A 25,517-nucleotide genomic window follows, 5' to 3' on the forward strand; every position below is an offset into this window, starting at 1 on the left:
TGGTTTTATGTTGGAAGAACTCAAACAGCAGGTTGTAACATACGCGTTGACGGCAGATCGGTCAGGGCTTTGCAAGCATCGTTCAGGCAATTTCAGTGTGCGTGACGAGGAGACGGGACTCGTCTGCATCACGCCGACAGGCATGGATCGTGAGGAGCTCACGTATCATGACATCATCGTCATGGATATGGACGCAAAGGTTGTTGAGGCTGAGACTGGACATCGCCCGACGAGCGAATCGCTCATGCATCTCATGGCGTACAAAGCGCGTTCCGATGTGCACGCTGTCGCCCATACACACTCGAAATTTGCAACGTCATTTTCGATCTTGAAAAAGCCCATTCCCGCCATTGTCTACGAAATCGCGAATCTCGGCTGCAAGGAAGGATACATTCCCGTTGCAGCGTACGGGCGTCCCGGAACGCCGGCACTCGCGGAGAGCATCGTAGAACCGCTTTCCATTTCAGACGTCGCACTCATGGAAAGCCACGGCGTCATCGCGGTCGATGCCGACTTGAAGGAAGCGCTTCTCAAAGCGAGCTACGTCGAGGAGCTTGCGGAGGTTTACTATCGGACGCTCACGGTGCTCGGCGGAAAGGAGCCGCATGCGCTTGAAAATGCAGAGCTGCAGAAGTGGGCATACCCGAAGGAAATCCAGCTCTTGCCGGGCGAGACAAAGTAAGGAGGAAGCGATATGAAAAAGCTGATCAATAAGCCGGCGGATTTTGCACGCGAAACGATTGAAGGAATTCTCGCGGCGCATGGGGATGAGCTGAAAGTGCTCGATGGAAGCTGGCACCGCGTCGTCCGCGCAGATGCGAAACAGGCAGGCAAGGTCGCCATTGCGACGGGCGGCGGGTCGGGGCACCTCCCGCTCTTCCTTGGCTACGTCGGCAAGGGGCTTGCCGATGGCGTCACGGTCGGCAATGTATTCGCTTCGCCGAGTGCGGAGGATATGTATGAGGTGGACAAGGCGATCCATGCGGGCGCGGGCGTTCTGCATCTCTTTGGCAACTACGGTGGTGACGTCATGAATTTCGGCATGGCGAAAGACCTCTGTGAGATGGACGACATCGAGGTCACCGAAGTGCTCGGCACGGATGACGTGGCGTCCGCACCAAAGGGCGAAGAAGCGAAGCGCCGCGGCGTTGCGGGACTGCTGTTTGCGTACAAGACGGCAGGCGCCGCCGCCGAGCAGATGATGCCGCTCCAGGAAGTCACGCGCATTGCGCAGAAGACGTGCGATAATACGCGTACAATGGGCATTGCCTTGACGCCGTGCATCGTGCCGGAGGCGGGAAAAGCGACGTTTTCCATTGGCGATGCGGAAATGGAAATCGGCATGGGCATTCACGGTGAGCCCGGTATCGAACGGACGGATTTGAAACCAATGGATGAAGTCGTAGACGTGATGCTCGGCAAGATCTTCTCCGATATGGATTTCGGCAGAAAAGTAGCCGTCCTCGTGAACGGGCTCGGGGCAACGCCGCTCGAAGAGCTCTACATCGCATATCGCCGCATCTATGAAGTGCTCGGCAAGAAGGGGATCTCCATTCATCGCAGGTATATCGGCGAGTATGCGGGGTCTCTCGAGATGGCCGGCATGTCGATTTCGCTGCTGAATCTCGATGATGAGCTCACGAAGCTGGTGGATGCACCATGCTGTTCCCCGTTCTTTGAGCAGACGCATTGAGGAGGCCTTTTGGATGGAAACGATTCGGAAAGAAGAGCTTACGAAAATCTTTGACGCGGTGCTCGCCTCCATGGAGGCGGCAAAAGAAGAGCTTATCGAACTCGACGGTGCGATGGGCGATGGCGATCTGGGACTCACGATGTGCAGTGGGTTTCAGGTGGTCACGGAAGAAATCCGGAAGCTGGACGAGACGGACATCGGCAAGCTTTTGCTGAAACTCGGCATGAAGATGAATGCGGCGGTCCCCTCGACCATGGGCACGCTCGTATCCACGTGCTTCGTCAAGGCAGCGCCAAAGGCAAAGGGCAAGACGGAAGTCAAGCTTGCCGATTTCATCGCAATGGGAAAAGGAGCCATAGCAGGCGTCATGGAGCGCGGCAAGACAAAAGTCGGCGACAAGACGATGCTCGACGCGCTCGCACCGGCTGTCGATGCGCTCGAAGCGGCAAGCGTGGCAGGAAAGTCTATGAAAGACGCGTGGCAGGATGCGTTTGAGGCGGCGAAGGAAGGCGTGGAAAAGACGAAAACCATGCAGTCCGTTCATGGCCGTGCGGCTTACTACCGGGAAAAGTCAGTCGGGCGTCAAGACCCCGGTGCGACGGCGATTATGTATATCGTTCGCGGCATTGCAGAAGGAGTCCGATAAGGATTCCACTTGGTCTTGCAGCGCAAAAAGCCCTTCCGTTTTCTACAGTATGGCCTGACTGCCATGGATTTTGCATGTGGCATTCAATCGAGGAAAACGGGAGGGCTTTTTGTCGTGGATGAAATGGCTTACTTGATTTGGTTCAGGCGATCGGCAATCACCGATGCCGCTTCATCGCCGTCCATAGAGGTCATGATGGGCTGTGCGCCGAGCATGACCGTATTGCCGTCTGCGGTAGCCTCGCTCCTGTTGTGGCCGTTGTGGTAGGCGGCTGCGAGGTTGCCCTGCACGAAGTAAGCGCGCTCGGCGGAGCTCATGCCGCCTCCTGCAGCGGGCGTGACGAGCTTCTTTCCGTTGACGAGGACGATGCCGTCCTTCACGTCGACGTGACCGCCGCTGTAGTCCTTGACGGACTTTGCATACTTGTCACGGCGCGCACTGTTCGACGGGTGATCGGATGGATTGAGGATCTCGCTTGCGAGGTTTTCCTTGTTGTCTCCAGAGTGGTCTATGAAGCGCTGCCAAACGGCTGCCGCCGCGCCCGGGTTGTAGCCTGCAGCCGTGATGTACTGGAGCGCGAGACCGTCGGCTTCCCATTCATCTGCCTTGCCGATGACGACCTGATTGACGTGCTTGACGGTCATGTCGAGCGCGATGTTGCGGATGGCGCTCGCATCCGTCATGTCGGCGGCGATGTTTGCGAGAATCGCCGTATTGATGCGCTTGTGCGCTGCCTTTGCAACGTGGTTTTTCATGCCGTGCCCCATCTCGTGGCCGATGACGACCGCGATTTCATCTTCGTTTTGGAGGTAGTTGAAAAGGCCACGGTTGATTGACATGACGTGACCGAGCGAGCAGAACGCATTGAAGGAGTCGTCCTGATTGATGAACCAAAGGAACGGCTTGTCCCAAACGGATGGATCGGATGCTGCGATGCCCTGTGTCAGGCGCGTCATGACGCTCTCGCAAAGTCCCTGATACGGCGAATTGTATTCGACGCCGTATTCTTCCTTGTATTTCTGAAAGAGCGCCTGACGGCCTTCCTCGGTATCGTTGAGCTCTCGGATCGCTTGGCTCGCCTGCTCGTGTGCCCGGGCACCGGCGATGACCGTTCCCACGATGCTGCCGAGACTGCCCGCATTTGCCGTCGGCGCCGGCTGCATGGCAAAGCTTCCGCCGAGTGCGATGGCACTTGCCAGGACACCGGCCATCACCTGCCTTCTTCGCTTCTGTTTTGTCATAGAAGACCCCCCTCAAGCAAGATCAAAAAGAACGTTGCTTGCTTCATTCCATAGTTGCCCTTAAGCCATAGTTGTCCTTAAGGAATCCTTGTTACGAATCCTGTTCCACTTGCTCTTTCCAGTGGCTTTTCTCAGCAGGCGTGTCATTGGCGCGCTCCGATACGAACGTGCTGAGCGCGTCGAAGTTCGCGAGGACGCCGCGTCCCGTGTTCTTGTACTTCACGGCATTTTCCTTGTTGATGCCGATGGAACCCGCTTCCTTTGCGGCGTCGATGTTCGCGCCGAGGTAGACGAATTCCCAGCCCTGCTTTTCCTGACGGTCCGAAATCATTTCCTTGACCTTGGCTTTCGTGAACTCGCTGCTCGCGTTTTCCATGCCGTCCGTGATGATGACGAAGAGTACCTTCGTGTCCTTGTCTTTCTGCGCGACGTCTTCGTACTTGTCGACCTTTAGGATCGTGCTTCCGACCGCGTCGAGCAGCGCCGTCGAGCCGCCGACTTCGTACTCCTTGTCCGTCATCGGCGGGATCGCCTGGATGCGCTGGCGGTCATAGAGAAGCTTGCAGTCATTGCTGAACAGAACCGTCGTGACGTGGATGTCGGCATCGAGCTTCTTTTCCTTTTCGATCATCGAGTTGAACCCGCCGATCGTGTCGGATTCGAGACCTGACATCGAGCCGCTCTTGTCGAGGACGAGAACAAGCTCTACGCGCTTCGGCGCCGATGCTGTGTCGGTCGGCACCGCTTTATCCGCAGGAACGTAGGTCGCAGGCTCCGTCAGGGAAGGAACGTCGATGCCCGGTGCAGCAAACGCGCTCGGCACGAGCAGCATGAGCGCCAGGAATGTGCAGCCGAGCAGGGAAAGCCAAAATCGTTTCATGGGGAAAACCTCCTTGTCGTAGGTAGATAGAAAAGATCGGGATCATTTGTATTATAGCCCATTTCAGCGGGAAAAACATAATGGTTCAATTACAAAAGTTGATTTGTGCAATCAGTTTAGAAAAAAACGGGAAAAAGAACGCGTGGAATGGCATGCGGGAAATTGCGCGCAGGCAGACTTCGTAGTATAATAACGTTGGTCTATCGAAAGATTGGTGAATTGGAATGATTCACGAAAGGCGTCGAATGGAAGAGGGGAAGGTATTTGCGGGAATTGCTTCGAGAGATGCACAGATGGATGGACGGCTACATGAAGTCTTTTCATACGGACGATGCAGAGGTCATGGAGGGCATCCGCATCAAGGAAGAGCATACGGGGCGCGTGACGGCGATTTGCGTGCAGCTCGCCAAACACCTCGGGCTTTCAGCGCACGACTGCGCGCTCGCTGAGATCTTGGGACTCTTTCACGACGTCGGACGGTTTCGCCAGTACAGCATCTACAGGACATTCCATGATGCTGCATCGGAAGATCATGCGAAACTTGGGCTGAGCGTGCTTGCCGAGCTGCCTTTTTGGGGAAGGCTCGAAAAGGAAGATGCCGATCTCGTGCGCTTTGCGATCGCACGCCACAACAAAAAGGAGATCGGCGCGGCGCCGAGCGCGCGCGCGCTTGCCTTCGCGAAGCTCCTGCGCGATGCGGACAAGCTTGATATATACCGCGTGCTCGCACCGTTTTTGACCCCGGCTGGCGAAAGCAAGGCACCAAAATTCATCCAGGCGACGGCAAGCCAGCGCATCAGTCCGCATTTTATCGAGATATTCCGCGCGGGCGGACAGGCGGACTACCGGGAGCTCAAGACGTACGGTGACCGGAAGCTCGTGCGCCTGCTGTGGGTTTACGACATCTATTTCAGTTGGACGCTGCGCGAAATCGTGAAGCGAGGCTACGTCGACCGCATCGTTCGTTACCTGCCGGAGCAGGAAGGCGTCGAAGAGGGAATCGCACGGCTGAAATCCTATATCGAAAAGAAATGCGCTGAAGAAGACAAATGGGACGCATGATTATGCGAGTTTTATAGGATGGGAGAGTAAGAGATGGAAGAGCATACGACGGGAAACTTTATCCAGAACATCATCGACGAGGACCGCGCGGCAGGCCGCTGTCCCGATGGCATACATACGCGCTTTCCGCCTGAGCCGAATGGGTACCTCCATATCGGGCACGCGAAGTCGATTTGCCTAAACTTCGGGCTGGCGGAGCGAAATGGCGGCCTGTGCAATCTGCGGTTCGACGACACGAACCCGACGAAGGAGGATACGGAGTACGTCGACTCGATCCAAGCGGATATCCGTTGGCTTGGCTTTAGCTGGAAGAAGCACATGTTCTATGCGTCGGATTACTTCGACAAGCTCTATGCCTATGCGCAGGCACTCATTGCGAAAGGGCTTGCCTACGTCGACGACCTCTCGGCGGAAGAGATTCGGACGCACCGCGGCACGCTTACCGAGCCGGGCAAGGATAGCCCGTACCGCACGCGTTCCGTCACCGAGAATCTCGACCTCTTCGCGCGGATGAAGGCGGGGGAGTTCGTCGACGGCGAGAAAGTGCTCCGCGCGAAGATCGACATGGCGTCCCCGAACCTCGTCATGCGCGACACCGTCATTTACCGCATCGCACATACGCATCATCACCGCACGGGCGGCGCGTGGTGCATCTATCCGATGTACGACTTTGCGCATCCTCTCTCCGATGCCATTGAAGGCATTACGCACAGCATCTGCACGCTCGAATTTGAGGAGCACCGTCCGTTTTACGATTGGCTCCTGGAATCGCTCGGCTTCGATGCGAACACGCGCCCGCATCAGATCGAGTTTGCGCGCCTCAACCTCACGAACACGGTCACGAGCAAGCGCAAGCTGCGCCAACTCGTCGAAGAACACTACGTCAGCGGATGGGACGACCCGCGCATGCCGACGATTTCGGGACTTCGGCGCCGCGGCTACACGGCTGCTGCAATTCGGAGATTCTGCGAGGAGATCGGCGTCGCAAAAGCGAACAGCCTCGTCGACATCGCGATGCTCGAACACTGTGTACGCGACGACCTCAATGAGAATGCCGACCGTGTCATGGCAGTCCTGCGCCCCGTCAAGGTCGTCATCACGAACTATCCCGAAGACAAAGAGGAATGGCTGCTCGCCGACAACAACCCGACGCGCGGCGGACACCGCTTCCTGCCGTTCTCCCGTGAGCTTTACATCGAGCAGGAAGACTTCATGGAAGAGCCGCCCGCAAAGTATTTCCGCCTGAAGCCGGGCGGGGAGGTACGCCTAAAGCACGCCTACATCATCAAGTGCGAGGAAGTCGTAAAAGATGCGGCTGGGCGTGTCGCGGAGCTTCGCTGCACGGCGGATCTTGACTCGAAGACGGGCGGCGCGACGGCAGGCCGCAAGATCAAGGGCACGATTCACTGGGTCGCGGCGAAACGCGCACTGCCTGCTGAGGTGCGTCTCTACGACTGCTTGTTTGAGACGGATGAGAACGGCAACGTGCCGGACGACTTTCTCGCTGCACTCAACAGGAACTCGCTCGAGACGATTGAAAACGCATGGATTGAGCCGAGCGTAAGGCTCACGGCAGCAGGCAAATCCTATCAGTTCCTGCGCATGGGCTACTTCGTCGTCGATCCCGATACGCGCCCCGATCACCTCGTATTCAATCGCGTCGTCGGCCTGCGCGACAGTTGGGCGAAGGCGAAGAAATAAGGAGACAGGTCATGCCAAGGATACCGAAGAATTTATCCGACAAGGATATGGTGCGCGGCTTTGTTGAGGAAGAGACACTCGCCGACCACTTTGCGCGCGTCGAAAAGGAAGAGAAGAAAGAGAGGAAAGAGGAGGCGGCGGCCGAGCCGCCGCTCAATCTCGCACGCGCCGGGTTCACGCCGGTGCTCATGGACGATTTGGGGCGTGCGCTCATGCAGCTCAAAATGGAGCTGTTCCGTGAAGGCGTGAAAAACTACACGTTCAAGATCACACGGCAGGGCGAGCGTATTGTGCTGACGCCGAAGTACAGGAAATAAGGGAGAGACGTAAGGCATGGACACGAGTACCACGATAGCCGTCATCATCTTTGTGGGGGCATACGCGCTCATCATCTCCGAGAAAGTGCATCGAACGATCGTCGGCATTTTCGGTGCGATGCTCATGATCCTGTTCGGCGTCATCGATCAGGAGACGGCGATCCATCATATCGATTTCAATACGCTCGGGCTCCTGATCGGCATGATGATCATTGTTAACATCACGAGCGAGACGGGTCTCTTCAATTTCCTTGCGATATGGTCGGCAAAGAAGGTCAAAGCACGCCCGATCGCACTGCTCGTTGCGCTCTCTGCGCTCACAATGGTCTGCTCGGCACTCCTTGATAACGTCACAACCGTGCTCCTTACCGTTCCCATCACGTTCAGCATCACAGCGCAGCTCAAGGTCGATGTCAAGCCGTATCTCATCTCGCAGATCCTTGCCTCGAACATCGGCGGCACGGCGACGCTTATCGGCGACCCGCCGAACATCATGATCGGCAGCGCCGTCGGGCTGAACTTCATGGACTTCGTGTTCAATCTGACGGGCATCACGATCCTCATCTTCATCGTCGTCGAGTTCCTGCTCATCGCGATTTACGGCAAGGAGCTCCGGACGCAGCCTGAACTGCAGGAAAAGATCATGCGCCTCGATGCGAAGGGACAGATTGCGGACAGGGCGCTCCTGAAAAAATGCCTTCTCGTCATCGCGTTTACAATCGGACTCTTCGTCCTGCACGGCTGCCTCGGCCTTGAGACGGCGACGGCGGCCCTCACAGGGGCAGGCCTTTTGCTGCTCATTACCTACACGCAGAACGAGCACATGATCGCGAAGGTGCTCTCAAAGGTCGAGTGGCTCGCGATCTTCTTCTTTGCCGGGCTCTTCGTCCTCGTCGGCGCGCTCGTCGAGACAGGCGTCATCAAGATGCTCGCAGCGGAAGCCATCAAGGTCACGAGCGGAAACGAGGACGCGACAGCAATGCTCATTCTCTGGATGAGCGCGTTTGCCTCTGCATTTATCGACAACATCCCATTCGTCGCGACACTCATCCCGCTCATCAAGGACATGGGCGAGATGGGACTCGCGAACCTCGACCCGATGTGGTGGAGCCTTGCGCTCGGCGCCTGCCTCGGCGGCAACGGCACGCTCATCGGCGCGAGCGCGAACGTCGTCGTCGCCTCGATGGCGGCGCAGCGCGGCAAGCAGATCTCCTTTCTCGGCTTCATGAAGGTCGCGTTTCCCATCATGATCCTGACGATCCTGATCTCAAGCGTTTACGTCTGGATCCGCTATCTCTGACCGCTTGACGTGCCGCAGCATTTGCCACAAAAAGCGGGCCACCGACTCTTTTCGTCCGTGACCCGCTTTTTTATGCGCGAAGCCTGTCATCTCACAGCCTCATATTTTTATATGGCAGGGGTAGCTGGACTCGAACCAACGCATGCGGGATTCAGAGACCCGTGCCTTACCAACTTGGCGATACCCCTGTGCCTTCCGACTTTTCCTATTATAGGGATAGGAGTCGATTCTGTCAAGGAGAAATTGATTCTGCTTATCCGGTGGGCTATTCCATGTCCTGCAAAGCAAGGGCCGTGTAACGATCCGTGATGAGCGTGTTCATATAGCCCGCTTTCAGCGCAGCATGCATGGCACGCAGTTTTTCTTTTCCGCCTGCAATCAGGATGCGCGTTTCTTTCCGTTTGAATTCGTCGAGCCTGATGCCGATCGTCCTTGCATCGAGTTCTTCGTCGACAATCGTTCCGTCGTCGCCGTAGAACCGGGAGCAAAGGTCTCCGGCTGCTTTTTTGCTTAGGATCTCACGGTCATCGGCATCGATGTAGTAGCCGAGGTGAAAGAGGATCGATTCATCGGAAGCGGGTCCCACCGTCGCTACTGCAATATTCGCTTTCCTGCCGACGTCGAGGATATGCTTGACGTACCGGTCGTGTTCGACGAGGCGCTTCACCTCCATGTTGTCGAACATGACGGGAATCGGCAGGAAAAAGCCTGACGTTGAGAAGGCCTTTGCGACAAGCGTCACGATTTCATGGGCGTACGTATTGCGTTTGGAATAGCTGATGCCGCCTTTGAGCTGCACGACTTGGACGCCTTTTACGGGTTTTGGCGTTAGATGCATGGCCATCTGATAGAGCGAGGCACCCCAACCGACGCCAATGATATCCCCATCCTGCACGATTTCTTCCAAATACGATGCCGCTTTCATCCCCATCGCTTTCTTGCGTTCTTTTTCGTTATTGAGTGGTGCGTTCGCGATGCGGACTTCCTTTAGATGATATTTTTTCCGCAAAGTGTCGCGGAGCGAAATGCGAAGCTCGACAGGGTCAACGATCTGAATTTTCACGAAACCCTGTTCTTTGGCATACTGCAGCAGTCTCGATACGGATGGGCGCGATATGCCGAGCGCATCGGCGATCTTTTGCTGGCTCATGTCGGATTCATAATATAACTTTGCTGCATCGATGCTCAGACGATTCTTATCGTGGCTCATTCGCTCAATCCTCTCCTATGCTTTGTACGCCTTATTATAACAAAACATAGGATTTTTACGTAGTAAAAAATGAAAAAAGACAGCTTCCTGCAACAGGCAGCCGCCATTTTTTTCATGAAGCATGAGAGAAGCACGGATGCATGCAGCACCTCCGTCCTGACGCATCTTTTTTTGCCCGCACTTCAGCGGAAAATCCATGTCAATCGGAAGGCCTTCATGTTATCGGTTATCGGCGATTTCTTAGAAAGGTTAGAACCTCTTCCTTTTGGGGATACGATTTTTGTGTGCCGCGCTTCGTAACGCTCAGTGCGGCGAATGCGCTCGCTGTTTTCATTGCGTCCGGTACATCGCCCGTTTCGGCGTAGCAGCAGGCAAAGCAGCCGATAAAGGCATCCCCTGCACCGGATGTGTCAATCGCATTGACCTGAAACGGTCTGACGAATGTCGTTCCGGTCCTGGTGACGAGCAGGGAGCCTTGTCCACCCAGCGTGACGATGACGTTTTTCAAGCCGCGCGCGACGAGTGAATCAGCTGCCTTTTCCGCCTCTTCTATCGTTGTAACGGGCATATCGGTCAGAATGGCGAGCTCCGTTTCGTTCGGCATGAAGAAGTCGCATTCACAGGCCTTTTCGATGGAGAGCTCCTTTGTCGCCGGCGCGGGATTGAGCAAGACGGGGATATGGTGCATTTGGCCAAACTCGATTGCATAATAGACCGTTTCAAGGGGAATCTCAAGCTGCAGGATGATGAGCTTGCACGATTCGAGATCGTTTTCCGCCGCATCGATGTCGGCAGGTTTTAGAGCGTTGTTCGCTCCCTTGATGATCAGGATGCTGTTCTGGCCATTCGGATCAACGAAGATTGGTGCGACACCGCTCGATACGCCCGGCACTTTCGTTACATACTTCGTGTCGATGCCGGCTTTTTGGAAATTGGCAATCGTGTTTTCGGCAAAGAGATCATCGCCGACTTTCGTCACCATGAGCACGTCTGCTCCGTATGTTGCGGCGGCAACTGCTTGATTGGCGCCTTTCCCGCCGCAACCCATGGAAAAATCCGGTGCTTCCAACGTCTCGCCTAAGACCGGCATGCGCGTAATATACGAGGTGAGATCGACCATGTTCGATCCAATAACGGCTATTTTCATGGGAAATCCTCCTTCCGTAAGAAATTATTTCAGCCCCGTCGTAACGGTGAAGGTTTTCGTCTCATTCGTTTTGAGATGAAGCAGCGTTCCCGCTTTTTTCGCAGCAAGGAATCCCTCCGGACGACACGTAGCGGGAAGGACGAAGGCGGCAACCTGCAGATCCTCATTTTTCATGATCCAGCGTGTCGCATTCGTGAAATCCTTTGTCGAGAAGTTCGTGCGGAAGCCGTAGCCTTTTGGCGAATCGATTTCTACCGTCACATCCTGCGCGTATTGGTCAATATGGTCAGCCATGAAGACGATCTCCGGATCGTACATATCCGGCTGATCGAGGATCTCAAGACTGCGGCCTTCCTGCTGCATTTTCTTGAGCACCTCGTTGTAGGCAAGCCATTTTTCGGTCGGATGGACATGCGAGGGAATGGATTCGCGCAGTTTGAATGCCGTACCGGGAAGATTGGAAGAAATGCGCCCATGATCGACGTACGCATAATTCATATGGCACATGTACTGCAGCGGCATTTCGGTGCAGGTCAGGTTGGTGACTTCCATGCGGATTTCAAAACGCGTGGCATTTTTTCCTAGTGCAACGCGTGGCCGAGCGATATAGTGATAGCCAAACCCTTGCATATATTCGTATTGGCTTATTAAAGCAATCGCGTCATTTGTCATTTCGAGCCAAGCCTCGTCCATTGGTGCACAGGAGAATTCCCCGTGCATGGGATGGGTATCATCCGGCGCCGGACAGCCATTGGCAAGCAACCCCGAATGAAAGGCAAAACAGCCATATGTGTCGATGATGCAGGTCGCAGGCTTTGGCTGATCAAAGATGTTCTTCAAACGAAGATCGATGCCATTGAATGCTGCATCCCAAATGATCTGTCCCATGTAGGGGAGAAGTTCGACATATCCTTTTGCATTCCTGATTTTGATGGATTCAATGCCGGAAGGGTATCGAAAGGCTGTTGCCTTGAAGTCATCGTTTTCTAATAGAAGATTTGGACTTTCGGTAAAATAAGAATGGTTCAGAAAGATTTTTGTGCCCATTTTTATGCGCCTCCTGATTGAACGGGTCACTGCTTTGGTGCAGGCGTGAGTCCCGCATGGCTCTCTTCTTGGTTTTTCTTGCAGAAATAATATCCGACATAGGCAAAACAGAAGAAATTGACAAGGAACGAGAATTGCATGGAACCGGTAAGATCCGAAACATAGCCTTGGACGGCGGGGACGATCGCACCGCCAATGATGGACATGACCAGGATCGCACCGGCCGTTTCGGTGTATTTCTTTTCGACGGTTTTCAGCGTTTCGCCGTAAATTGTGGCCCAGCACGGTCCCATCAGGACACTGAGGGCGACCGCCATATAGACGGCCGTGAAGCTTGGAACGAATGCGATGTAGAGCACCATCAAAGCACCGATGACGGAATACGCCAGGAGAACCTTGTTTGTTGAAAAGCGTGCAAGCAAGAAGTTGGCGATGAATTTGCCAGCGAAGAAGCAGGCGTAACTGATGACCATGAAGTTCGCCGCCATACGCTCGTTGATGGAAGCGTCCATCGTCAGGGCAAGGCGGATCGTGAACGACCATACGGCGACCTGCATGCCAACGTAGAGGAATTCTGCGAGAATACCCTTCTTGAATTTCAGATTGCCGACGAGATAGCGAAGCGTTTCCCCGATGCCCGGAACATGCTCTTTGGCTTGCTCCGTTTTTGCGGCCGGCTTGCATGCCGGATATTTCGTGAAAGCGAACAGGGCAAGCACGCATAGCAGGACAATGATGAGCACGCGATAGGGTTCGAGGGTGTTCATGAGCATATCCAAGCGATAGGCGTGTGCTTCCGCTGCTGTTTTTGCGGCAAGCTGCGCAGCCATGCTGTCGCCTTCTTCAAAAATCAAATATTTGCCAAGCAGGATTCCTGCTGCTGCGCCGATCGGATAGAAGGTCTGACTGATGTTCAGACGAAGCGTTGAATACTTTTCCGGCCCGAGCATCGTGCTGTACGTGTTCGATGCGGTTTCCAGGAAACCAAGTCCGATGGCAATGGCAAATACGGCCGCAAGGAACATCGTATACGTGGCCATATGAGAGGCGGGGAAGAATAGCGAGCAGCCTACGATATAGAAAATCAACCCACATAGAATGGCAGCCTTGTATGTGGTCTTTTTGATGACCATGGAGGCTGGAATCGAAATCAGAAAATACCCGCCGTAGAACGCGCTTTGCACGAGTGCGCTGGCAAAGTCGCTCAAATCAAACACGCTCTTGAACTGTGTGATCAAAACGTCGTTCAAGCTTGCTGCTGCTCCCCAAAGGGGGAACAGGCAGGAGAGCAGGATAAACTGAAAAATTGGTGTTTGATTCAGATAACCGTTGTCGTACTGGATCCATTTCATCGTACGCGTTCCTCCTATTCCATTGTTCGTCTGTTCGTCTGTTCGTCGAAATTTTCTTATCCTTTTATGATGGCAATGCCATGACTGGTTCCGATGCGGGTTGCGCCGGCAGCGATCATCGACTCTGCTTCGGCTCTGCTTGCGATGCCGCCCGCTGCCTTGACGCCCATGTCGCTGCCGACCGTCTCGCGCATGAGTTTCACGTCCGCTGCTTTGGCGCCCCATTTGGAGAAGCCCGTCGAAGTCTTGACGAATCTTGCTCCGGCCTTCTTGGAAAGTTCGCATGCTTTGACCTTTTCCGCATCGGTCAGCAGGCATGCTTCGATGATGACTTTCGTGACTCTCCCATCGGCAGCCGCTACGACAGAACGGATGTCGTTTTCGACATAATCATATTCTCCATCCTTGAGGAATCCGATTGGGATGACCATGTCCACTTCATCCGCGCCGTCTGCAATGGCTTGCTTCGTTTCAAAGACTTTGACGGAAGTCGGTGTCGCACCGGCGGGAAAGCCGATGACCGTGACGACGCGGATGTCCGTACCTGCGAGAACCGCATGTGCGTGTTTGACCCAAATCGGGCTGACACATACGGAAGCAAAGTGATATTCCTTGGCTTCGGCAAGGAGCCTGTCGATGGCGGTCTTCTGTGCATCAGGTTTCAAAAGCGTGTGATCAATGTACTTGGCAAGTTCCATTTTTCATCGTCCTTTCAATCGGTTCGTATTTTTTCGACGCAATTATAATAACATGAAATGGAACAAATGTAAATAAAAAAATGAACAAATTTACTATATGCCTTGCTCTTCATAAAGCCGCTGGGAGGGCGGCTGCGAAGAACAGAGAGAAAAATCAACTGAAATCAACGGAATGAAGGAATGATTTCCAAATGGATTTCAAATGTCCTCGGCCACGGAAAGCTCGTATCGAGCGCCGCATCGTGAAGGCGCAGCAGTTCCCCTGCGGATTTTCCTCTCCTGACGGGAAACGGAGCGGCGAAGGCGGGCACTTTTTTGTAATGGGCGAGATCCTTTCGCATCGCATGTTGGAGCATGGCGTTTGCAAAACGGTAATTTTTCGTGAGATCGAGGTCCGCCGTGTTTTCATAGCCGACCTTTTTTAGCGTGCGATTGATGGCGTCAATCGTGTTTTTGAGGTAGAAGTAGTCTTCGAAGATACGGTTGTCGAGGAAGCGTGCATTTTCTGCTGCGCGCGCACGGGCTTCTTTATCCGATGCGGGAGGGCTTGCGAGATAGATAGAGCCTTCTGCGAGCGCTGTGCCAAGCGCGTTGCTTGTCGTATTCCAGCCTGCGTAGGCAGCGAGCGTGTGGAGCGGGAAGCTGCGCGCGAGGAGCTGCGGCAGGACGGTTTCCTCTGCCGTGAAGTGGCGGCTGAGGTCGACGAGTGCAATGGGGGTTTCGGGAGCTGCCTTTGCGATGTAGTCGGCGAGCGCCGCACGGCTTCCGAGCGTGTCGCGTTCGCTGTCGTTCGTCGAGACGGCTAGAATAAGATCTGCATCTTTCGGCGCATCGGCAAGCGTGCCACCGATGAGGCGGATTTTTTCCGCAGCACATTCGCCCGTGCTGACCGCCATGTAGGGCATGGTGTTTTTCGCCGTGCTCGGATCGTTGCAGCGGAGGAAAACGCGCGGGTGAAAGCCGGTTTGCTCGTTTTTCCATGCGGCGAGAAGGGTCAGCGCAATCTCATCTGCGCCATGCGTCAGAAAAACCTGCTTTTCGGTCAGCCCATGCGCCTTGATGTAGTCGGCGAGCGCATTTTTTTCGATGTTCGGGATGCCGTACGATTCGCCGTCGTCCTGCCCGAGCACGAGTCGCGTGAGGACGCCCTCTTCAGCAAGATCGATAAGCTGCTCGCTCATCGCTTCGTTTTCTGAGAAATGCGCGAGGTAGCGCGCGAGGCTGCCGGGCGGGATCGCTTTTTTTCGGCACGCAAGCTCCGCTTCGTCGATGGGAAGCCCCGCCGCTTTCTTCCCCACAAGGCGCGAGTAGGCGATGAGGTCGCGGCGTTCCTCGTAGCCGTCGATGGTGTCCTGTGGCATGAGGCGAGGCAGGATCGAAAAGGCGTAGATGGGCGTCGCGGGATGCGCCGCGCGGAGCGCGCAGAGAAAGGCGGCAAGCTCCTCGATGTCTTCCTTTTTCGCCTCGCGTTCCCGGGCGGCGAGCAGGCCGCCGTACAAGAGCTGATCGATCGACACGATGATGGCGTCGGCACTGCCCGCCTGCTCCATGAGCCATGCGCGCATCCTGCCCGTATCGCCCGGCTGCGAGTAGTAGTCTTGGATGGCGGAGGGCGGCGTCATGACGTCCGTGCCGCCGATCCTTCCCGCGTCGATGACGAACTGGCGGCAGGGCGGGCGCCCGTCGAGCGGCACGAGCAGGAGCCGGCTTTCGAGCGGGCGGCCTGCTGCGGCGGATCCTTTCGGTGCAGACGGCACGGACGGAAGGAGAAAAGCCGCGCAGAGCGCAATGAGGAGCAGGGCGCGGAACCCGCTTGAAATGGCAGTATGCATAGAGGTTCCTCCTAGGCTGCGGACACGGCCGGGCGGGCACGTGCCCCGTATCATTTCCTTTTCGGTTGGGATGCCGATGCAATAAATGATGCAATAAATAAATGGGGGGAGTCGACGGTTTTCGTTATTATAGCATAGCCTAGTTCACGAATGGCAGAAAATATGATAAAATAAGTCTGTTTCATCATGAAGACGGGAGGCTTTCATGCGAATCATCGCGGGTACGGCACGAGGCACACGCCTTCGGGCCCCAAAGGGCTGGGACACGCGCCCTACGGCGGATCGCGTCAAGGAGTCGCTCTTTGATATCCTCGGCGCACGCGTGCAAAATGCATGCGTGCTTGACCTCTTTGCGGGGACGGGCGCGCTTGGGTTGGAGGCGCTTTCGCGCGGGGCAGCGCACGCCGTCCTCGTCGACAAGGCGACGCCTGCCGTCCTGCGGGAAAATGCAGCGCATACACGCCTCGCAGAGCGGACGGAAATTCGTGCAGGCGATGCCTTTTCTGAACTCGCGCGCTTTTCACGCGAAGAGAGGGTGTTTGATTTCATCTTCTGCGATCCGCCTTATCGTCTAGGCCTTTGGGCGCGTGCCATCGCGTCGATCGATGCGGGCGCGCTCCTCGCGAAGGACGGCGTTGTCGTCTGTGAGCATGAGGCGGATGAAAACGAGCTTCCGGCGCTTTCCTCGCTTGCCTGCATCGATCGGCGCAGTTACGGCAGGACGACGCAGCTCAGTTTTTGGAAGCGATGCGGGAAAGAAGGCGGCGTATCATGAGGAGAGCGGTTTGCTCCGGGAGCTTCGATCCCGTGACGAATGGGCATATCGATATTTTCGAGCGTGCGGCGCATCTTGCCGATGAGCTTCTTGTCTGCGTGTTTGAAAACGTTGCCAAGAAGCCTTTTTTCCCCGTCGATGATCGATGCGATTTGATTCGGAAGGCAACGCGCCACATTCCCAATGTCCGCGTCGATTCGTTTTCGGGACTTATTACGGAGTACATGAAAAAAGCTGGCGCGCAGATCATCGTCCGCGGCGTGCGGTCGGTGAAGGATTTGGAGTACGAACAGAACGAGGCGTATATGATTCGCCATTTGGAGCCGGAGATCGACACGGTATTCCTGCTGACGCGCCCGTCGTACTCCTTTGTCAGCTCGTCTGGCATCCGTGAGCTCGCCGCATTCGGCGGATCGGTCCACGGGCTCGTGCCGGATTGTGTGGAGCGGGCAATTCAAGAGAGAAGACAGAGCAGGAAAGGATGTTAAAGTATGGCAGCACGCGAAACGTTGGAGAAAATTGAGGCCATGGTGGCAGAAGCTCGTACCTTGCCATTTACGGATCGAATCCTCATTAACGATAATGATCTCGTCCATTACGTCGAGGAACTTCGCATGGAGCTTCCGAAGGAAGTAAAGCGCGCCGAGGAGATCGTAAGGCACGAGAAAGAGATCGTGGAAGACGCGCAGAAGGAAGCCGACCGCATCATCAACGATGCGAAGGAGTACGCGACGCGCATGACGGAGGAGAATGAGATCGTCGTGCAGGCGAAGGAAAAGGCACGCGCCATCCTTCAGCAGGCACAGCAGCAGGAAAAAGAGATCATGGAACGGACGCAGGCGAATGCGACGCAGCTCCAGAACGACGCCGATACGTACGCAAAGCAGGTGTTCGATCAGCTCATTGCGCACGTGAATGGGACATTCCAAGGCGTACGCCAGGCAGAGACCGGCCTGCAGCAGGCACTTGCGGTACTCCAGCAGGCAAAGGAACAGATGAACGGACAAAGCCACAGCGTTTCGCAGCCGATGCCCGTTTCGTCGCAGGCACAGTCTCCTGCGGCAAAGTGACGGGCGTCCTGCCGGATCAGGCAGTGGCCAAGCTACGCGAGCGGAAGGGAGGGCGTTATGACAGAGCGGGAGACAGCGGAGCTGCTGCGTGCCTACAAGGCGGGCGCGATTGAAGAGGAAGATGCCGTAAAGCGGCTTCAGCAACGTGCGTTTGAAGAGATGGGCTTTGCGGAGGTCGATCATTCCCGCGAGGCACGTCAAGGCTTTCCTGAAGTCATCTATGCGGCGGGCAAGACGAAAGAGCAGGTGCTTGCGATCATGGGCCGCCTCGCGCAGACGAGCAAAAAAAGCATCCTGGCGACGCGCGCGAGCGCGGAGCAGTACGCGTTCGTTCGTGCCGCCTTGCCGGAGGTTCGCTATGATGCGGTTTCGCGGATGCTCTACATCGAGCGCGAACGCGAGGGGAAGACACGTGCGCATCGCATTTTGATCCTCTCGGCGGGTACGAGCGATATTCCCGTCGCGGAGGAAGCACGTCTCACGGCATACCTCATGGGCAACGAGGTCATCACGCATTACGATTGCGGCGTGGCAGGCATCCATCGCCTTTTCGCGCACATGGAGGACATTCGGACGGCACGTGCCATCATCGTTGTGGCGGGCATGGAGGGGGCACTTGCAAGCGTTGTCGGCGGGCTCGCGGACTGCCCCGTCATCGCGGTACCGACGAGCGTCGGCTACGGGGCTTCGTTCCACGGGATTTCCGCACTGCTCGCGATGCTCTCGAGCTGCGCGGCGGGGATCGCTGTCGTCAACATCGACAACGGCTTCGGCGCAGGTGTGCTCGCGAGCCGGATCAACCAGCAGGGCAATGAGGGGAATAGCGTATGAAAGCCATCTATTTGGACTGTTTTTCCGGCGTCAGCGGCAATATGCTGCTGGGCGCATTCTTGCAGGCAGGCGTCCCGGAGAGCTACCTGCGCGACGAGCTCCATAAGCTTCCGATGGCAGGGGAGTATGTCCTGCACGTCGATACGGTGCAAAAGGCGGGCATCCACGCCTGCTATGCCGATGTCAGGCTCTCCGCAGGCGGGCATGGGCACGCGCATCGCACGATGCGGTCGATTCGCACACGGATAGAGGATTCGACGCTGTCGGAGGCGGTCAAGCAGAAATCGATTGCCGTATTCGAGCACCTCGCGAAGGCAGAAGGCAAGGTGCATGGAACGCGCGCGGACGAGGTTGCCTTCCATGAGATCGGCGCGGTCGATTCGCTTGTGGATATCGTCGGTGCGGCGATTTGCCTCGACTACCTCGACATCGAGCGCATCTTCGTCTCGAAGATCAATACGGGCTCCGGGTTTGTCCCATGCGGGCACGGCACGATGCCCGTGCCCGCGCCTGCAACGGCAGAGCTGCTGATCGGGTGGGAGACATACCAAAAGGGCGATCACGAGCTCACGACGCCGACGGGAGCAGCCATTCTCCGCACGCTTGCCGAGCAGGAGGAGAGCCTTCCGAAGGGTTTTCTGACGGAGCGCATCGCGTACGGCGCAGGAACATGGGATCTCGATGTGCCCAATGTCGTACGCCTCTTCCTCGGCACATACAAGGGGGAGCGGAAGCGTGCGTTCTGCGTCCTTGAGACGAATATCGACGATATGAATCCGCAGATCTATGGCTATCTTTACGAGCGCCTGCTCGAAGCGGGGGCACAGGACGTCTGGACGACTTCTATATATATGAAGAAAAGCCGTCCCGCCGTGAAGCTTTCCGTCCTTTGCGACGACGCGCACAGGGACACGTGCGTGGGGATCGTCTTTTCCGAGACGACGACGGCAGGCATTCGCGTCCTGCCGCTCGAAGCGCGTCTTGAAGCATCGCGCCGCATGGCGGTCGCCGAGACGCGCTACGGGGCAGTGAGCTGCAAAGTCTGTGCGTGGGACGGGCACATCTCGAACGTTTCCGTGGAGTATGAGGACTGCCGCCGTCTCGCGGAGGAGAACGGCGTACCGCTCAAGATCGTACAACGCGAGGCCATGAAGGAGATATGCACGCGTCTCGGCGAGTGATGGGAAGCGCCATTCCTTGACAAGGCAGACGTGCGCCGCTATAATGAAGCGAGGTTGATGTTGATGCAAGTAAATATTGCTGATTTGGCAGCCAATGCGGGAAAGAAAGCTCCATTTTCGTTCGAGCGCGATGCAGCATCCCTTGACATCGGCGCAGCGGATTACCGCATCGAAGGGACGGTTGCCGTTTTGGGAACCGTATCCTATACCGGAAGGCACTATCGTGCGGAAGGCATCATTCGCTGCACGAAGTCATTTGACTGCGATCGCTGCCTGAAGCCTTGCATGGAGGCGCAGGAACATCCCTTTTCGGAGGATTTTCAGCGTACAGATGACGGAGCGGTGGGAGATGCGGATGAGGACGCGAACGGTTTCACGGGCGACGCGATCGATCTTTCCAGCCTTGTCCGCGATACGATCCTCGCCGCGCAGCCACTCAGCAAGCTCTGCAAGCCGGACTGCAAGGGGCTTTGCGCCGTCTGCGGCGCCGACCTCAACGAGGGCGACTGCGGCTGTGACCGAAGTGTTTTGGATCCGCGTCTCGCCGCGCTTCGCGATCTATGGCAGCAGAGAGACGAGTGATGAGACGAGGAGGTGTAGCAAATGGCAGTACCAAAGCGCAAGACGTCCAAGGCGCGCCGCGACCGGCGCCGCGCGAATTGGAAGCTGACGGCGCCGGGATTCGTTTCGTGCCCGCAGTGCCACGAGCCGAAAATGCCGCATCATGTTTGTCCAGAGTGCGGTTACTATGACGGCAGGGAGGTCGTCACGGCAGAGGAATAAAGGAGACTTGAGCAGGATGTACGTCCTGCTTTTTTCGTAAGTGGTATTGATTGATTCGTATTTCGTGCTTGCTTTTTTACGGAAAAGCACATATAATGAGGCACTATACGAGATCATAAAAACAGGTACTAATTTTGGAGGCCTGCCGCGAGGGGGGGGGTCGCATGGCGCGCACAAGGAAGAAGGAACGTCACGGACAGCTCTTGGCGCAGCTTCGGGAGAAACCGTTCCTGACGGACGAAGAGCTCGCGCGGAACCTGTCGGTCAGCATCCAGACGATACGTCTCGACCGCCTTGAGCTCGGCATCCCGGAGCTTCGCGGACGCATCCGGCGCATGGCGGAAAAGGCGCAGGACAAGGTCAAGTCGATCGGGCGCGAAGAGGTCATCGGCGAGATCCTCGATCTCGACCTCGGGCACTTCGGCATATCGCTTCTGCGCATCACGGAGGACATGGTCTTCGCGAAGACGCAGATCGCAAAGGGAACGTACATGTTCTCGCAGGCGAGCTCGCTCGCGCTCGCCGTCATCGATGCGCCGATGGCGGTGACGGGCGTTGCGAATGTCAAGTACGAGGTGCCTGTTCGCATTGGGGAAAAGCTCGTCGCGCGGGCGGAGATCATCCGCGTGCGCGGCAATAAGCACTTCGTTTGGGTCAAGACGCGAAATGATACGCAGGAAGTCTTCCGTGCGAAGTTCATCATGGCTTCGTGGGGCGCGCGTTGAGACGCGGTGTTTCCGCTTGGGTGGATAATATGAGGAGGCTTGGTTCGTGAAAATTGCAGTCGATGCCATGGGCGGCGACTTTGCTCCGCGGGAAATCGTGTTCGGTGCGGTGCGTGCGGCGAAGAAGTACGATTGTGAGATCATTCTCGTCGGAGACGAGGCAAGGATACGAGAGGTTCTTTCCCATGAGACGGGATGGGAGAAGCTTGGCGTATCCATCCATCACGCGTCGCAGGTCATCGCGATGGGGGAGCATCCGGCAGATGCCGTCCGCACGAAGAAGGACGCATCGGTCGTCGTTGCGACGCGCCTCGTGAAAGACGGCGTCTGTGACGCGGTGCTCTCGGCGGGCAGCACGGGCGCAGCCGTCACGGCAGCGCAGCTCATCCTGCGCCGCATCAAGGGCATAGGCCGCCCTGCGATCGCGACGCCGATGCCGACGCCGAAGGGCGTCACGCTCCTCATGGATTCGGGCGCGAATGTCGACAGCAGGCCCGAACACCTCGTGCAGGGCGCCATCATGGGATCCCTCTACACGGAGTACGTCTTCGGCGTCAGGTCGCCGCGCGTCGGACTCCTCAACATCGGCGAAGAGGAGACGAAGGGCAATGAGCAGGCCAAGGAGACGTACGCGCTCTTAAAAACGATGCGCACGATCAACTTCTGCGGCAATGCCGAAGGGCGTGATGTGCCGAAGGGGAACTTTGACGTCGTAATTTGTGATGGATTTGTTGGCAATGTTGTGCTAAAATTTGCAGAGGGACTGGCGAAGACCATCTTGAAGCTCATTAAGGAAGCGATCAAGGATGGCGGCATTCTCGCCAGGCTCGGCGCACTTCTCTTGATGCCGACGCTCAAGAAGCTCGGAAAGCGGCTGGACGTGACGGAGTACGGCGGTGCACCGCTTCTCGGCGTCAATGGCTGCTGCATCATCAGTCATGGCTCATCGAATGCGAAGTCCATTTGCAGCGCGATCGGCGTGGCGAACGACTATGTGCGGAGCGATGTCCTCGGGCATATCCGCGACACGCTGGCGAAGGAGGAGATCGCAACCAATCATGAATAAGCAAACGAATGCAGGCATCCTCGGAACCGGGTGGTACGTGCCGGAAGGCAGGGTGACGAATTTCGATCTTGAAAACATGGTGGATACGAGCGACGCGTGGATTCGCACGCGCACGGGGATCTGCGAGCGGCGGAAGGCAGCAGCCGACCAGCCGGTATCCGATCTCGCGCTGCGCGCGGCACGCATGGCGCTCGAAGACGCGAATATGGCGGCGGAAGCAGTCGATCTCATCATCGTCGCGACGCTGACGGGCGATCAGATCATCCCCTCGACGGCATGCCGCCTGCAGGATGCGCTCGGTGCGAAGCATGCGGCGGCGTTTGACCTTTCGGCAGCGTGCTCTGGGTTCGTCTACGCGTCCGCGACCGCCTGCCAGTTCATTGAGACCGGCGTGTACCGTCACGTGCTCGTCATCGGCGCGGAAACGCTCTCGAAGGTCATCGACTGGACCGACCGCAATACATGCGTCCTCTTCGGCGACGGAGCGGGCGCGGCGCTCTACGGCCCCGTGGAGGATGGGCTCGGCGTGCTCGCCTTCGATCTCGGAAGTGACGGAGCGGGCGGCGATGCGCTCGCGATTCCCGCGGGCGGGAGCCTGCATCCTATGACGGAGCAGCGCCTGCATGCGGGCGATCAGTTCGTCCACATGGACGGAAAGGCAGTCTTTCGTTTCGCCGTCAGGATTCTGGGGGAGACGGTCGAGAAGTCGCTCGGGCGCTGCGGCATGACGAAGGAAGAGATCGATCATCTCGTGCCGCACCAGGCGAACATCCGCATCTTGGAAGCGGCGGAAAAGCGCCTTCGTCTGCCGCGGGAAAAGGTCGTCGTCAACATCGAGCGCTACGGCAATATGTCGGCAGCCTCGATACCCGTTGCCCTTTCGGAGGCGGCGCACGCACACCGCTTCCGAAAGGGCGATACCATCGCACTTGCCGGCTTTGGCGCGGGGCTGACCTGGGCATCGTGCATCATGAAATGGGCTAAGGAGGACATACTCTGATGTTTGAAAACAATCCTATCTGCAATCTACTGGGCATCAAATATCCGATTTTCCAAGGCGGCATGGCATGGATCGGCACGGCGGAACTCGCCTCTGCCGTATCGAATGCGGGAGGACTCGGCATCATCGGCGCGGGGCACATGCCGCCCGATGTCCTTCGTGCGGAGATCCAGAAGTGCAAGGGCTGGACGGATAAGCCGTTCGGCGTCAATGTCATGCTCATGAGCCCGTTCGTAAAGGAAGTCATGCAGGTCGTCGTCGAGGAGCGCGTCCGCGTCGTGACGACGGGCGCCGGCAACCCAGGCGAGTACATTCCTGCGCTCAAGGCGATCGGCTCGAAGGTCATCCCCGTCGTCGCTTCGGTCGCACTCGCGAAGCGTCTCGTGCGCGGCGGCGTTGATGCCGTCATCGCGGAGGGCACGGAGTCTGGCGGGCACATCGGCGAGATCACGACGATGGCACTCGTGCCGCAGGTCGTCGATGCGGTTGACGTCCCCGTCATCGGTGCGGGCGGCATCGCGGATTCGCGCGGCATGGCGGCGGCGTTTGCGCTCGGCGCAAAGGCCGTCCAGATGGGTTCGCGCTTCGTCGTGAGCGAAGAGTGCATCGCGCATCCGAACTATAAGAAGATGGTTTTGAAGGCGAAGGATCGCTCGACGGTCGTCACGGGACGTTCGCTCGGGCATCCGGCACGCGTGCTGCAGAACAAGCTCTCGCGCAAGTACGAGGAGATGGAAGCGGCGGGCGCATCGAAGGATGAGCTCGAGCAGCTCGGCGTCGGTTCGCTCCATCGCGCGACGCATGAGGGCGACGTCGATAACGGCTCGGTCATGATCGGCGAGATCTCCGGCATGCTCCACGACATCAAACCCGTCAAGGAGATCATCGAGGAGATCGTCGCAGGGCTTCCGCATGCGATTGCGGCGATTCAGGCCGACTGCAAATAAGATTTTACCGTATTGCTATCATAATATATCGAACCGATCGAAAAGACACCCGAAGCTAGGAGGTAGATCGCATGAGCAAACTCGCATTCGTGTTTCCGGGACAGGGAGCGCAGACAGTCGGCATGGGCAAGGATTTCTTTGATCGTTACGACGTGGCGAAACGCCTATTCAGGGAGGCGGATGAGGCACTTGGCTATTCCATCATGGATATGTGCTTTGACGGGCCCGCAGAGGATCTGAAGCTCACGGCAAATACGCAGCCTGCCATTTTGACGGTCAGCGTCATTGCGGGCGAAATCCTGAAGGAAAATGGGATCCGCCCCGACGTAGCGGGCGGGCATAGCCTCGGCGAGTATTCCGCGCTCGTCGAGGCAGGCGTCATGGATTTCCAGGATGCCGTTCTTCTCGTGCATAAGCGCGGACAGTTCATGCAGGAAGCCGTTCCCGTCGGCGAAGGCGGCATGGCGGCGATCATCGGCCTTTCCGATGATGTCATTCTCGACGCATGCGCAAAGGCAGCGGCACAGGGAGCAGTCGAAGCGGTCAATTTCAACTGCCCCGGGCAGACGGTCATCGCAGGCAGCACGAAGGGCGTCGAAGCGGCGGTCGGGCTCCTGAAAGAAGCGGGCGCGAAGAAAGCAGTCATCCTGCCCGTATCGGCGCCGTTCCATTCGACGCTCATGAAACCGGCGGCAGAAAAGCTTGCGGCAGAGCTCGATAAGACCGAGATGCGCGACGCGTCGTTCCCCGTCGTCGCGAACTACACGGGCAAGCTCCAGACGAAGGCATCGGAAATCAAGGCGAACCTCATCGCGCAGGCCGACCATCCCGTCAAGTGGATCGCCTGCGTCGAGGCGATGAAGGCGTTCGGCGCCGATACGTTTGTCGAGGCTGGTCCCGGCAAGACGCTCTGCGGATTCAACCGCCGTATCGACAAAGCACTCAAGAGCCAGAATGTTGAAAATCTCGAAAGCTTGCAAAAAACGCTTGACTATTTCGGGGAGGTTCGCTAA

The 25,517-nt window shown here is 56.9% G+C and carries 27 protein-coding genes and 1 tRNA gene; 19 read left to right on the plus strand and 9 right to left on the minus strand.

Annotated features, from left to right (window positions below; genetic code table 11):
* Positions 1 to 7 precede the first annotated feature (7 nt).
* The 3 genes from HMPREF1985_RS05745 to dhaL are packed head-to-tail and all read left to right on the plus strand — an operon-like array spanning position 8 to position 2,339.
* Complete coding sequence (locus HMPREF1985_RS05745; protein ID WP_021771579.1) at positions 8 to 682, plus strand: class II aldolase/adducin family protein; 675 nt, start codon at positions 8 to 10, stop codon at positions 680 to 682.
* Between the two features lie 12 nt (positions 683 to 694).
* Positions 695 to 1,693: a dihydroxyacetone kinase subunit DhaK gene (locus HMPREF1985_RS05750; protein ID WP_021771580.1), complete on the plus strand. Its 999-nt coding sequence runs from the start codon at positions 695 to 697 to the stop codon at positions 1,691 to 1,693.
* Positions 1,694 to 1,706: 13 nt separating this feature from the next.
* The gene (dhaL, locus tag HMPREF1985_RS05755; protein ID WP_021771581.1) at positions 1,707 to 2,339 is read left to right on the plus strand and encodes a dihydroxyacetone kinase subunit DhaL; all 633 of its coding nucleotides are present in this window, start codon (positions 1,707 to 1,709) and stop codon (positions 2,337 to 2,339) included.
* A gap of 128 nt (positions 2,340 to 2,467) precedes the next feature.
* Here dhaL and HMPREF1985_RS05760 read toward each other — a convergent pair whose 3' ends face one another.
* Both HMPREF1985_RS05760 and HMPREF1985_RS05765 read right to left on the minus strand, forming a co-directional pair.
* Positions 2,468 to 3,580, minus strand: coding sequence for a M48 family metallopeptidase (locus tag HMPREF1985_RS05760; protein WP_021771582.1), 1,113 nt, complete (start codon positions 3,578 to 3,580; stop codon positions 2,468 to 2,470).
* A gap of 91 nt (positions 3,581 to 3,671) precedes the next feature.
* A complete protein-coding gene (locus HMPREF1985_RS05765) occupies positions 3,672 to 4,460 on the minus strand; it encodes a vWA domain-containing protein (RefSeq protein WP_021771583.1) in 789 nt (262 codons plus the stop codon).
* A 264-nt stretch (positions 4,461 to 4,724) separates the two neighbouring features.
* Here HMPREF1985_RS05765 and HMPREF1985_RS05770 point away from each other — a divergent pair, with 264 nt between their 5' ends.
* The 4 genes from HMPREF1985_RS05770 to HMPREF1985_RS05785 are packed head-to-tail and all read left to right on the plus strand — an operon-like array spanning position 4,725 to position 8,840.
* Positions 4,725 to 5,522 (plus strand): HD domain-containing protein, encoded by a 798-nt coding sequence (locus tag HMPREF1985_RS05770; protein WP_040637201.1) that lies wholly within the window; start codon positions 4,725 to 4,727, stop codon positions 5,520 to 5,522.
* Between the two features lie 33 nt (positions 5,523 to 5,555).
* A complete protein-coding gene (locus HMPREF1985_RS05775) occupies positions 5,556 to 7,223 on the plus strand; it encodes a glutamine--tRNA ligase/YqeY domain fusion protein (protein WP_021771586.1) in 1,668 nt (555 codons plus the stop codon).
* Positions 7,224 to 7,234: 11 nt separating this feature from the next.
* A complete protein-coding gene (locus tag HMPREF1985_RS05780) occupies positions 7,235 to 7,540 on the plus strand; it encodes a hypothetical protein (protein WP_021771587.1) in 306 nt (101 codons plus the stop codon).
* 16 nt (positions 7,541 to 7,556) lie between these two features.
* Positions 7,557 to 8,840 (plus strand): ArsB/NhaD family transporter, encoded by a 1,284-nt coding sequence (locus tag HMPREF1985_RS05785; RefSeq protein ID WP_021771588.1) that lies wholly within the window; start codon positions 7,557 to 7,559, stop codon positions 8,838 to 8,840.
* 112 nt (positions 8,841 to 8,952) lie between these two features.
* On the opposite strand, the gene HMPREF1985_RS05790 is transcribed toward HMPREF1985_RS05785, so the two are convergent.
* From HMPREF1985_RS05790 to HMPREF1985_RS05825, 7 genes are all read right to left on the minus strand, one after another.
* Positions 8,953 to 9,028, minus strand: a tRNA-Gln gene (locus HMPREF1985_RS05790).
* Positions 9,029 to 9,105: 77 nt separating this feature from the next.
* Positions 9,106 to 10,050 (minus strand): sugar-binding transcriptional regulator, encoded by a 945-nt coding sequence (locus tag HMPREF1985_RS05795; RefSeq protein ID WP_021771589.1) that lies wholly within the window; start codon positions 10,048 to 10,050, stop codon positions 9,106 to 9,108.
* A 226-nt stretch (positions 10,051 to 10,276) separates the two neighbouring features.
* A complete protein-coding gene (rbsK, locus tag HMPREF1985_RS05805; RefSeq protein ID WP_021771591.1) occupies positions 10,277 to 11,197 on the minus strand; it encodes a ribokinase in 921 nt (306 codons plus the stop codon).
* 24 nt (positions 11,198 to 11,221) lie between these two features.
* A complete protein-coding gene (locus tag HMPREF1985_RS05810; RefSeq protein WP_021771592.1) occupies positions 11,222 to 12,244 on the minus strand; it encodes an aldose 1-epimerase family protein in 1,023 nt (340 codons plus the stop codon).
* A gap of 26 nt (positions 12,245 to 12,270) precedes the next feature.
* Positions 12,271 to 13,596 carry an L-fucose:H+ symporter permease gene (fucP, locus tag HMPREF1985_RS05815; RefSeq protein WP_021771593.1) on the minus strand — a complete coding sequence of 442 codons (1,326 nt, stop codon included), beginning with the start codon at positions 13,594 to 13,596 and terminating at the stop codon, positions 12,271 to 12,273.
* Between the two features lie 56 nt (positions 13,597 to 13,652).
* Positions 13,653 to 14,294 (minus strand): deoxyribose-phosphate aldolase, encoded by a 642-nt coding sequence (gene deoC / locus HMPREF1985_RS05820; RefSeq protein WP_021771594.1) that lies wholly within the window; start codon positions 14,292 to 14,294, stop codon positions 13,653 to 13,655.
* Positions 14,295 to 14,458: 164 nt separating this feature from the next.
* Positions 14,459 to 16,126: a DUF4127 family protein gene (locus HMPREF1985_RS05825; RefSeq protein ID WP_021771596.1), complete on the minus strand. Its 1,668-nt coding sequence runs from the start codon at positions 16,124 to 16,126 to the stop codon at positions 14,459 to 14,461.
* Positions 16,127 to 16,331: 205 nt separating this feature from the next.
* On the opposite strand from HMPREF1985_RS05825, the gene rsmD reads away from it, so the two are divergent.
* The 12 genes from rsmD to fabD all read left to right on the plus strand — a co-directional run bounded on the left by rsmD (position 16,332) and on the right by fabD (position 25,517).
* Positions 16,332 to 16,901 (plus strand): 16S rRNA (guanine(966)-N(2))-methyltransferase RsmD, encoded by a 570-nt coding sequence (gene rsmD / locus HMPREF1985_RS05830; RefSeq protein WP_021771598.1) that lies wholly within the window; start codon positions 16,332 to 16,334, stop codon positions 16,899 to 16,901.
* Positions 16,898 to 17,389, plus strand: a complete 492-nt coding sequence (gene coaD / locus HMPREF1985_RS05835; protein WP_021771599.1) for a pantetheine-phosphate adenylyltransferase — start codon at positions 16,898 to 16,900, stop codon at positions 17,387 to 17,389. Before rsmD ends, coaD begins: the two co-directional genes overlap by 4 nt.
* Positions 17,390 to 17,392: 3 nt before the next feature.
* Positions 17,393 to 17,971, plus strand: coding sequence for a hypothetical protein (locus HMPREF1985_RS05840; RefSeq protein WP_021771600.1), 579 nt, complete (start codon positions 17,393 to 17,395; stop codon positions 17,969 to 17,971).
* Positions 17,972 to 18,028: 57 nt separating this feature from the next.
* The gene (gene larB / locus HMPREF1985_RS05845; protein WP_021771601.1) at positions 18,029 to 18,802 is read left to right on the plus strand and encodes a nickel pincer cofactor biosynthesis protein LarB; all 774 of its coding nucleotides are present in this window, start codon (positions 18,029 to 18,031) and stop codon (positions 18,800 to 18,802) included.
* On the plus strand, positions 18,799 to 19,983 hold the full coding sequence (gene larC / locus HMPREF1985_RS05850; protein ID WP_021771602.1) for a nickel pincer cofactor biosynthesis protein LarC: 1,185 nt from the start codon (positions 18,799 to 18,801) through the stop codon (positions 19,981 to 19,983). Before larB ends, larC begins: the two co-directional genes overlap by 4 nt.
* A gap of 57 nt (positions 19,984 to 20,040) precedes the next feature.
* Entirely contained in the window at positions 20,041 to 20,565 is a 525-nt protein-coding gene (locus HMPREF1985_RS05855; RefSeq protein WP_021771603.1) for a YceD family protein, read from the plus strand.
* A gap of 21 nt (positions 20,566 to 20,586) precedes the next feature.
* Positions 20,587 to 20,766 (plus strand): 50S ribosomal protein L32, encoded by a 180-nt coding sequence (rpmF, locus tag HMPREF1985_RS05860; RefSeq protein ID WP_021771604.1) that lies wholly within the window; start codon positions 20,587 to 20,589, stop codon positions 20,764 to 20,766.
* A gap of 164 nt (positions 20,767 to 20,930) precedes the next feature.
* The gene (gene fapR / locus HMPREF1985_RS05865; RefSeq protein ID WP_021771605.1) at positions 20,931 to 21,491 is read left to right on the plus strand and encodes a transcription factor FapR; all 561 of its coding nucleotides are present in this window, start codon (positions 20,931 to 20,933) and stop codon (positions 21,489 to 21,491) included.
* A 46-nt stretch (positions 21,492 to 21,537) separates the two neighbouring features.
* Positions 21,538 to 22,557, plus strand: coding sequence for a phosphate acyltransferase PlsX (gene plsX / locus HMPREF1985_RS05870; RefSeq protein ID WP_040637203.1), 1,020 nt, complete (start codon positions 21,538 to 21,540; stop codon positions 22,555 to 22,557).
* Complete coding sequence (locus HMPREF1985_RS05875) at positions 22,550 to 23,557, plus strand: beta-ketoacyl-ACP synthase III (RefSeq protein ID WP_021771607.1); 1,008 nt, start codon at positions 22,550 to 22,552, stop codon at positions 23,555 to 23,557. Before plsX ends, HMPREF1985_RS05875 begins: the two co-directional genes overlap by 8 nt.
* Complete coding sequence (fabK, locus tag HMPREF1985_RS05880; RefSeq protein WP_021771608.1) at positions 23,557 to 24,504, plus strand: enoyl-[acyl-carrier-protein] reductase FabK; 948 nt, start codon at positions 23,557 to 23,559, stop codon at positions 24,502 to 24,504. Before HMPREF1985_RS05875 ends, fabK begins: the two co-directional genes overlap by 1 nt.
* Before the next feature lie 71 nt (positions 24,505 to 24,575).
* Complete coding sequence (fabD, locus tag HMPREF1985_RS05885) at positions 24,576 to 25,517, plus strand: ACP S-malonyltransferase (protein WP_021771609.1); 942 nt, start codon at positions 24,576 to 24,578, stop codon at positions 25,515 to 25,517.

Origin of the sequence: Mitsuokella sp. oral taxon 131 str. W9106 (genome assembly GCF_000469545.1) — a bacterium.
In the GTDB taxonomy this organism is placed as follows: Bacteria; Bacillota; Negativicutes; order Selenomonadales; family Selenomonadaceae; genus AWVT01.

Bases quoted from the DNA above. Each gene is read 5' to 3' on its own strand.
- HMPREF1985_RS05745 (WP_021771579.1), top strand. From the start codon at position 8: ATGTTGGAAGAACTCAAACAGCAGGTTGTAACATACGCGTTGACGGCA.
- HMPREF1985_RS05750 (WP_021771580.1), top strand. From the start codon at position 695: ATGAAAAAGCTGATCAATAAGCCGGCGGATTTTGCACGCGAAACGATT.
- dhaL (WP_021771581.1), top strand. From the start codon at position 1,707: ATGGAAACGATTCGGAAAGAAGAGCTTACGAAAATCTTTGACGCGGTG.
- HMPREF1985_RS05760 (WP_021771582.1), bottom strand. From the start codon at position 3,580: ATGACAAAACAGAAGCGAAGAAGGCAGGTGATGGCCGGTGTCCTGGCA.
- HMPREF1985_RS05765 (WP_021771583.1), bottom strand. From the start codon at position 4,460: ATGAAACGATTTTGGCTTTCCCTGCTCGGCTGCACATTCCTGGCGCTC.
- HMPREF1985_RS05775 (WP_021771586.1), top strand. From the start codon at position 5,556: ATGGAAGAGCATACGACGGGAAACTTTATCCAGAACATCATCGACGAG.
- HMPREF1985_RS05780 (WP_021771587.1), top strand. From the start codon at position 7,235: ATGCCAAGGATACCGAAGAATTTATCCGACAAGGATATGGTGCGCGGC.
- HMPREF1985_RS05785 (WP_021771588.1), top strand. From the start codon at position 7,557: ATGGACACGAGTACCACGATAGCCGTCATCATCTTTGTGGGGGCATAC.
- HMPREF1985_RS05795 (WP_021771589.1), bottom strand. From the start codon at position 10,050: ATGAGCCACGATAAGAATCGTCTGAGCATCGATGCAGCAAAGTTATAT.
- rbsK (WP_021771591.1), bottom strand. From the start codon at position 11,197: ATGAAAATAGCCGTTATTGGATCGAACATGGTCGATCTCACCTCGTAT.
- HMPREF1985_RS05810 (WP_021771592.1), bottom strand. From the start codon at position 12,244: ATGGGCACAAAAATCTTTCTGAACCATTCTTATTTTACCGAAAGTCCA.
- fucP (WP_021771593.1), bottom strand. From the start codon at position 13,596: ATGAAATGGATCCAGTACGACAACGGTTATCTGAATCAAACACCAATT.
- deoC (WP_021771594.1), bottom strand. From the start codon at position 14,294: ATGGAACTTGCCAAGTACATTGATCACACGCTTTTGAAACCTGATGCA.
- HMPREF1985_RS05825 (WP_021771596.1), bottom strand. From the start codon at position 16,126: ATGCATACTGCCATTTCAAGCGGGTTCCGCGCCCTGCTCCTCATTGCG.
- rsmD (WP_021771598.1), top strand. From the start codon at position 16,332: ATGCGAATCATCGCGGGTACGGCACGAGGCACACGCCTTCGGGCCCCA.
- coaD (WP_021771599.1), top strand. From the start codon at position 16,898: ATGAGGAGAGCGGTTTGCTCCGGGAGCTTCGATCCCGTGACGAATGGG.
- HMPREF1985_RS05840 (WP_021771600.1), top strand. From the start codon at position 17,393: ATGGCAGCACGCGAAACGTTGGAGAAAATTGAGGCCATGGTGGCAGAA.
- larB (WP_021771601.1), top strand. From the start codon at position 18,029: ATGACAGAGCGGGAGACAGCGGAGCTGCTGCGTGCCTACAAGGCGGGC.
- larC (WP_021771602.1), top strand. From the start codon at position 18,799: ATGAAAGCCATCTATTTGGACTGTTTTTCCGGCGTCAGCGGCAATATG.
- HMPREF1985_RS05855 (WP_021771603.1), top strand. From the start codon at position 20,041: ATGTTGATGCAAGTAAATATTGCTGATTTGGCAGCCAATGCGGGAAAG.
- rpmF (WP_021771604.1), top strand. From the start codon at position 20,587: ATGGCAGTACCAAAGCGCAAGACGTCCAAGGCGCGCCGCGACCGGCGC.
- fapR (WP_021771605.1), top strand. From the start codon at position 20,931: ATGGCGCGCACAAGGAAGAAGGAACGTCACGGACAGCTCTTGGCGCAG.
- HMPREF1985_RS05875 (WP_021771607.1), top strand. From the start codon at position 22,550: ATGAATAAGCAAACGAATGCAGGCATCCTCGGAACCGGGTGGTACGTG.
- fabK (WP_021771608.1), top strand. From the start codon at position 23,557: ATGTTTGAAAACAATCCTATCTGCAATCTACTGGGCATCAAATATCCG.
- fabD (WP_021771609.1), top strand. From the start codon at position 24,576: ATGAGCAAACTCGCATTCGTGTTTCCGGGACAGGGAGCGCAGACAGTC.